A 7,152-nucleotide genomic window follows, 5' to 3' on the forward strand; every position below is an offset into this window, starting at 1 on the left:
AAGAAATGTGCCCTCGATAGGATTCGAACCTACGACCTTCTGCTCCGGAGGCAGACGCTCTATCCCCTGAGCTACGAGGGCGCGGCCACCGGAGTGAACCAGTGGCCGAAAGGGACTCATGAAGCTTAGCAGGGAAAAGTTGGCTGAACGAAACGCCGCCTGAAGGGCTCGGAGAGGCCTTAGTAGCCGAGGAAAGCGTCGGTCCTGATCGACTTCCCACCGGCGCTCCGAATAACCGGTTTGGCTCGCGCCAGGGTGGTCGGTGACCCGGAAAGGTAGACGCGCCGCCGTCCCAGGTCCGGAACCAGCGAGCGCAACTCCTCGGCAGTCGGGAAGTCCGTGCTGCCTCGGGTCCAGCCCTCCGGCAGCGGTCCCGGATCTCCGGGGCAGAAGAGCAGCACACGTGCGCTTGAAAGCTCGTCGACATAGCCGAGTTCCGTTGGCCGGCTGACAACATAGACCACGACGACGTCGCGCCTCTTATTACTCCCGGCGGTATTGTTCCCGGCGATCGATCCCAACTGGCTGAGGAACGGCGTTATCCCGATTCCACCGGCGAACAGGAGCAGCGGCACCGACGGATCTTTGGGCAGCACGAAATCACCGCCCACGGACGTTGCCTCCACCGACGCCCCGGGGCGAAGGCTCAACAGGGCAGCTTTGAAGGAACTCGGTGGATTCGAGAGTCGCAGTCCGAAGCGGATGGTGCCGTCGTCGGGCGCTGAACTGATGCTGAAAATGCGGCGCAGGCCGCGGCTGTCCGCCCGAGCGTGCGGCAGGGTGAGTTCCATATATTGACCTGCAGTGAAGCGCACCGGTGACTCCGGAGAGAAGGAGACTTCCGCGCTGGTGGGAGTCAGCTGCCGGGAACCCTCGTAGCGCAGGCGTACACGCCGTCGCTGGCCCATCGTGAATGCGACGGCGTTGCCGATCAGCAGAGCGTACTCGGGTCCCAGGAAGACGGGCGGGATGCTGATCTGCAGCGCAAGGACCACGGCAACGACGGCGGAGACCAGGAGCTGCTGCCACTGCCTTGGCGGCAGGGTCAGCGGCTCCGTCAGCATGAAGCCCAGCAGGAAGAGCAGGGGGTAGGACACGAAGACCAGCTGCAGAGCGGTGATCGGATCCGTTCCGCCCGCTGCCAGGCGCGCCACCAGGATTCCGACCGCGAGGGCGAGGAAAACGGCGCCCATGGGGAACTTCCGGGTTCGGAACAGGATCAGGATGGTGGCCAGCAATACCACCGGCAGCATTGCGGGGTTGGCAGCCCACCAGGCGGCGGCGCCGAACCCGAGCAGCGTCGCTGCGACGGCGCCGAATGCGGCCGGGTTGAAGATGTGACGGCCGCGGACAGCGAGCAAGTACTTGGACGCGGCGGCAGCAAGGCCGGCAATCGCGATGCCGCCTACCCCGGAGGCCTCATCGGACGGAAACATCACGAAGAAGAGCAGGAGCCCGGTGATGAGAGAGGACTCCGTGTGGGGGCGTGCCCGGAGCATCATCGCCATCACCCGCGTACCGCCCCAGGATGCGATCACCGCGGTAGCCAGGGTCGCGCCGAGCTCCGTTGGCGTAAAGGCCAGGAGACCGAACGCGGACAGGACGAAGGCGTATGCACTCAGGATCAGCAGAAGGATAAAAACCAGGCGGTACATGGTGGCCCTGCCCAGGAAAGTGTCCAGCCTGGTGACCCAGTTCAGCCGTCCGACCATCTAGAACAACGCTCCTGCCAATGATGATGAATAATGCGCGCGTCCCTCCGAGGAAACCCGGATGTAGTCGAAGTCGAACTCGGCAAGGAGTACTTCCGGCGGGACAAGGAAGAGGGCGGTGGCCAGAGCATCGGCAACGAGCGCATTGTCGGCCAGCACCCAACTAGCCACCACTGTATCGACGCATTGCCCCGTTGTTGCATCCAGCACGTGGTGCAAGCCATCAGCCCAGCGGCGCCTGTTGGAGGCCGATGCGCAGAGCGCCCGGTCCTGCAGCGTCACGACGCCGATTGCCGTGTCCAGAGCGTACGGATGCTCGAGCGCTACGCGGAGGGCCCCGGTTCCGTAGTGCACCATGTCTCCGCCGGCATCCACGGTGTGCTCCCGGTGACCAGCCTCCGCCAGCGTTGCCGAAACAAGGTCGACAAGCTGTCCCTTGCCGGCGGCCCCAACATCAAGCATGACCGGCTGCCCGGAGGAGATGGTGCTCCCACGCCACTGGAAGGTTGCGTCCCACGCCGCTGCCGGCACGGGGGCGCCGCGGGGCACAAAGGAGTAGTCGGCGTCGTATCCCAACTGGTCAAGTGACCGCCCCACCAACGGTGACATGGCTCCATCGGTCAGCCGGTGGAGCGTTCGGAATACGCGACCCAGTGCATCACCACTGGGAGGCAGGTCAACGCAACCACCGTCCGCGGCGAGCGCCGAGACCAGCGAGTCGGCGCGGAAGCGGGAATAAGTGGCATCGTAGTGGTCGATCACACGGACGACGGCGGCACGGACCTCCGCGGTCAACTCGCCTGGAGTGTCGATATGCCACCGTGTGCCGATGGCGTCGAAGCTGAATCTGTGCGCGTAGCCCGCGGGGCTCACTGCGCGGCTTCTCCCTTGATCTGCTCGATCGCGTCGCTGAAGCCGCCGCTGGTCAAGGAGGAGCCTGAGACCTTGTCGACGCTGAGTTCGTCGAGCGGAGTCCCGACGATCTGCTCCTTGATTCCGCTGCTGAACTTGCCCTGGTACTGCTCGGTGGTGGCGTTGCTCGGCATGGGCTCGGTCTGCACATCGGCAACACTGCCTGCCTCGAGGGTGACGGTGACGCCGATTGACTCCTCGCCGCCGGGCGTCTGGTAGGACCCTGTTGCGGAGTAGGTGCCATCGGCATAACTGCCGGATCCGCCGGCTCCGGGCTCGGCGGCGTTGGCAGCGTCACCTCCGCCACCGGGCGACGGCGTCGGGCTGGCAGCACACGCCGCCGATCCCATGAGGGAAACGGCGGCAAGCCCCGTCAGGGCCCAGCGCTGGTAAGGCTTCTTCACGGCGTCAGTCACGCAAACTCCTCGGTGGGGAACTGGAAGCGGTTCTGCTCCTGTACAACGCTAATGGCCCTCATTCGGTTCAGAACGGCTGCGGGATGGGTCGGCGACTTGGCGTCCGTCACAGAATCAGGGGGATTAGACCCGCGCCGTTATGCTGGATGGGTGACTCCCGAAGAACTCTCCTCCGCAATCTCCTCATGCCTGAAAGACGCCGTCGCAGCCGGTGAAATTGACGTGGAGCTGCCTTCCGAGGTACGAGTCGAACGGCCGAAGAGCCGCGAGCACGGAGACTGGGCAACCAACATTGCCCTTCAGCTGTCAAAGAAGGCCGGCATCAATCCCCGCGAGTTCGCGGGCATCCTTAAGTCCCGGCTTGAAGCGATCGACGGCGTTGCTTCCGTCGAGATCGCCGGTCCGGGCTTCCTCAACATCCGCCTCGACGCAGGTGCCGCCGGTGAACTGGCACGCTCGATCGTTGAGGCTGGACGCGCTTACGGCACGTCGGATGCTCTGAACGGCACGAAGATCAACCTGGAGTTCGTGTCCGCGAATCCTACGGGGCCGATCCACCTTGGCGGTACGCGCTGGGCTGCCGTGGGCGACGCGCTGGCGCGTATGTTCCAGTCCCAGGGCGCTTCCGTCACGCGGGAGTACTACTTCAATGACCATGGAGCGCAGATCGACCGCTTTGCGCGCTCGCTGTACGCCAGCGCCAAGGGCGAGCCCACACCGGAAGACGGTTACGGCGGCGATTACATCTCGGACATCAAGGACCGGGTCCTGGCGATCGTTCCGGCCATCCTGGACCAGCCGGACGAGGAAGCGCTCGAGCAGTTCCGCGCTGTCGGCGTCGACCTGATGTTCGGTGACATCAGGAAATCGCTGCATGACTTCGGCGTTGATTTCGACGTCTACTTCCATGAGCATTCGCTGTTCGCCGACAACTTCGTGGGCGGACTTCTCGAGCAGTTGAAGTCCTCGGGGAACCTCTTCTTCGAAGGCGGCGCCTGGTGGCTCAAGTCCACGGAGTTCGGTGACGACAAGGACCGCGTGGTCATCAAGTCGGACGGCAGCCCCGCTTACATCGCCGGCGACATCGGCTACTTCGTGAACAAGCGGCAGCGCGGTTTCGACCTGAACATCATCATGCTGGGGGCGGACCACCACGGCTACGTCGCCCGGCTGAAGGCAGCGGCAGCGGCGCTCGGTGACAACCCGGACACTGTCGAGGTGCTGATCGGCCAGATGGTGAACCTCATGAAGGACGGCCAGCCCGTCCGCATGTCCAAGCGAGCCGGAACCGTTGTCACCCTCGAAGACCTTGTGGACGCCGTCGGCGTGGATGCTGCCCGGTACACCCTCGCGCGGTTCTCGGCCGACTCGAACATTGACATCGACCTCGACCTGCTGACCAAGCGAAGCAATGAGAACCCGGTGTTCTATGTGCAGTACGCGCACGCCCGGACCCATGCCGTCCAGCGCAACGCCGCTTCCGCCGGCGTCGATACCAGCGCATTCGACGCTGCCGCCCTGACGCACGCCACCGAAGGTGAACTGCTGGCGGCGCTGGGTCAGTACCCCGGTGTGGTGGCCCAGGCCGTCACCTTCCGCGAGCCGCACCGGGTCGCCCGGCACCTTGAAGTCATTGCCGGCACCTACCACCGGTGGTACGACGCCTGCCGCATCGCTCCCATCGGCGATGCTCCGGTCGAGGATGTCCACCGGACCAGGCTGTGGCTCAACGACGCCACCCAGCAGGTTCTCGCCAACGGGCTGGATCTTCTGGGCGTATCTGCTCCGGAACGGATGTAACGTGCCTGCCTCACCTCTCGCCCCCGAATGGCTGTCCTACCCGAAGGACGTCAATTCCCTCAACCCGGCCCTGTGGGCATCCACTGTCACCAGGGGGCGCAACGGCGTCCTGTCGGTTGACGGTATCGCGGTCACTGACCTGGCCGAGCAGTTCGGCACGCCCGTCTACGTGGTGTCCGAGAATGATTTCCGTGCCCGTGCCCGCGGCTTCCGGGATGCTTTCAATGCCGCCTTCCGGGATCTGTGCGGGGGAGTCGACGTCTACTACGCGGGCAAGTCCTTCCTGTGCTCGGAGGTAGCCCACTGGGTTGCCGAAGAAGGCCTCCGTCTGGACACATCCTCCGGCGGCGAGCTCGCGGTCGCCATGAGGGCAGGTCTGCAGGGGCGCCAGCTCGCGCTGCACGGCAACAACAAGTCCGATGCCGAACTGAACCGCGCGCTGGACCTGCAGCTCGGACGCATCGTCGTGGACAGCCTTGATGAGCTGCAGCGGGTGGGTGCGCTGGCGCAGGCCCGCGGTGCGACCGCCAACGTGATGCTCCGTCTCACCCCCGGCGTGCACGCACACACCCACGAATTCATCGCCACCGCGCACGAGGACCAGAAGTTCGGGCTCTCCCTGGCTCCGTCGTCGCCGGGTGGGGACTCACCTGCCGCGCAGGCCGTCGCAGCTGCGCTTGGCCACCCCTGTATTCACCTGCTGGGAGTTCACAGCCACATCGGGTCGCAGATCTTCGAGTCCGCGGGGTTCGAGCTGGCGGCGCGCCGGCTGCTCGGGTTCCTCGCCGAGGTGCGCGACCGCCACGGCGTCGAGCTGGAAGAACTCGACCTGGGCGGCGGGTACGGCATCGCCTACACCGAAGCCGACACCCCGCGTTCCCCAGCCGTCATCGCGCAGGCGATGGCCGCCGTCGTCGGTGATGCCTGCGCCGGGCACGGGCTGCGCGCGCCGCGGATCTCGATCGAGCCCGGCCGCGCCATCGTCGGTCCCAGCACCCTCACGCTGTACACGGCAGGCACCACCAAGACGGTCCAGGTGGACCTCGACGGCGGCTCCCATCCGCGGCGCTATGTGTCGGTGGACGGCGGCATGAGCGACAACGCCCGCCCTGTGCTGTACGACGCCGACTACTCAGCGACGGTGGCATCCCGCACCTCCGTCGAGGAGCCGGTTCTGTCGCGCGTGGTCGGCAAGCACTGCGAGAGCGGCGACATCGTGGTGCGCAGCGCCTACCTGCCCGGGGACACCACATACGGTGACCTCATCGCGGTACCCGGGACGGGTGCCTACTGCTGGTCTCTGGCCAGCAACTACAACTACCTCACCCGCCCTCCCGTCGTCGCGGTGAAGGACGGAGAAGCCCGCGTGATCGTGCGCGGCGAAACCGAGGAAGACCTGCTCTCGCGCGATGTGCCGCGCGGGCAGAGCAACGACCGAGCAACTCTGAAACCAGGAGCCTGATCGATTTGATGAACGCCACCAATCCCACCGGTGCCAACCGAACAGTGCGAGTTGCGCTGCTCGGTTGCGGAAACGTCGGATCGCAGGTTGCGCGGATCCTTCTCGAGGACGCCGATAATCTAGCCGCCCGCGTCGGTGCGCGTCTGGAGCTCACGGGCATTGCCGTGCGGACAATCGACGCACCCCGTGAAGCTGATTTGCCGCGTGAGCTGTTCACCACGGACGCCGAGGCTCTGGTCGAGGGTGCGGATATCGTCATCGAACTCATGGGCGGGATTGAGCCGGCACGCACGCTGATCCTGCGGGCGATCGACCACGGGGCCACTGTCGTCACCGGAAATAAGGCGCTGCTCGCTCAGGACGGCCCGACGCTGTATGAGCGGGCGGACGCTGCCCACGTGCAGCTGTCCTATGAGGCAGCAGTCGCCGGCGCGATCCCCATTCTCCGGCCGATCCGCGACAGCCTCTCCGGCGACCGCATCACCCGCGTGCTCGGCATCGTGAACGGCACCACCAACTACATCCTCGACCAGATGGACAGCACGGGCGCCCAGTTCGCGGACGCACTGGCCGATGCACAGCGTCTCGGGTACGCAGAAGCTGACCCGACGGCCGACATCGAGGGATACGACGCCGCGTCCAAGGCCGCGATTCTCGCTTCGCTCTCCTTCCACACGCGCTTCGCGCTAGAGAACGTCCACTGCCAGGGCATCAGCTCGGTCTCCGCAGAAGACATCGCCGCCGCCAAGGATGCAGGGTTTGTCATCAAGCTCCTCGCCATCGCGGAGCTGATCAAGGACGCCGCGGGCGACGACGGCGTCAGCGTTCGGGTCCACCCCACGTTGCTGCC

General features: G+C 65.5%; 6 protein-coding genes and 1 tRNA gene. 3 read left to right on the forward strand and 4 right to left on the reverse strand.

What is annotated here, in order from left to right:
* Positions 1-8: 8 nt before the first annotated feature.
* The 4 genes from RIF85_RS13480 to RIF85_RS13495 all read right to left on the reverse strand — a co-directional run bounded on the left by RIF85_RS13480 (position 9) and on the right by RIF85_RS13495 (position 3,040).
* Positions 9-81: transfer RNA gene (locus tag RIF85_RS13480), tRNA-Arg, on the reverse strand.
* A 98-nt stretch (positions 82-179) separates the two neighbouring features.
* Positions 180-1,712, reverse strand: coding sequence for an oxidoreductase (locus RIF85_RS13485; protein WP_309072413.1), 1,533 nt, complete (start codon positions 1,710-1,712; stop codon positions 180-182).
* Positions 1,713-2,585 carry an FAD:protein FMN transferase gene (locus tag RIF85_RS13490; protein ID WP_309072414.1) on the reverse strand — a complete coding sequence of 291 codons (873 nt, stop codon included), beginning with the start codon at positions 2,583-2,585 and terminating at the stop codon, positions 1,713-1,715.
* Positions 2,582-3,040, reverse strand: a complete 459-nt coding sequence (locus tag RIF85_RS13495; RefSeq protein WP_309072415.1) for an FMN-binding protein — start codon at positions 3,038-3,040, stop codon at positions 2,582-2,584. Before RIF85_RS13495 ends, RIF85_RS13490 begins: the two co-directional genes overlap by 4 nt.
* Positions 3,041-3,190: 150 nt before the next feature.
* On the opposite strand from RIF85_RS13495, the gene argS reads away from it, so the two are divergent.
* From argS to RIF85_RS13510, 3 genes are all read left to right on the forward strand, one after another.
* Entirely contained in the window at positions 3,191-4,840 is a 1,650-nt protein-coding gene (gene argS / locus RIF85_RS13500; protein ID WP_309072416.1) for an arginine--tRNA ligase, read from the forward strand.
* 1 nt (position 4,841) lies between these two features.
* Positions 4,842-6,302, forward strand: a complete 1,461-nt coding sequence (lysA, locus tag RIF85_RS13505) for a diaminopimelate decarboxylase (RefSeq protein ID WP_309072417.1) — start codon at positions 4,842-4,844, stop codon at positions 6,300-6,302.
* Between the two features lie 8 nt (positions 6,303-6,310).
* A partial coding sequence (locus tag RIF85_RS13510; RefSeq protein WP_309072418.1) for a homoserine dehydrogenase occupies positions 6,311-7,152 on the forward strand: 842 nt, incomplete at its 3' end.

This window comes from Arthrobacter sp. (genome assembly GCF_031179385.1).
Taxonomy (GTDB): Bacteria; Actinomycetota; Actinomycetes; order Actinomycetales; family Micrococcaceae; genus Arthrobacter_D.

Bases quoted from the DNA above. Each gene is read 5' to 3' on its own strand.
- RIF85_RS13485 (WP_309072413.1), bottom strand. From the start codon at position 1,712: ATGGTCGGACGGCTGAACTGGGTCACCAGGCTGGACACTTTCCTGGGC.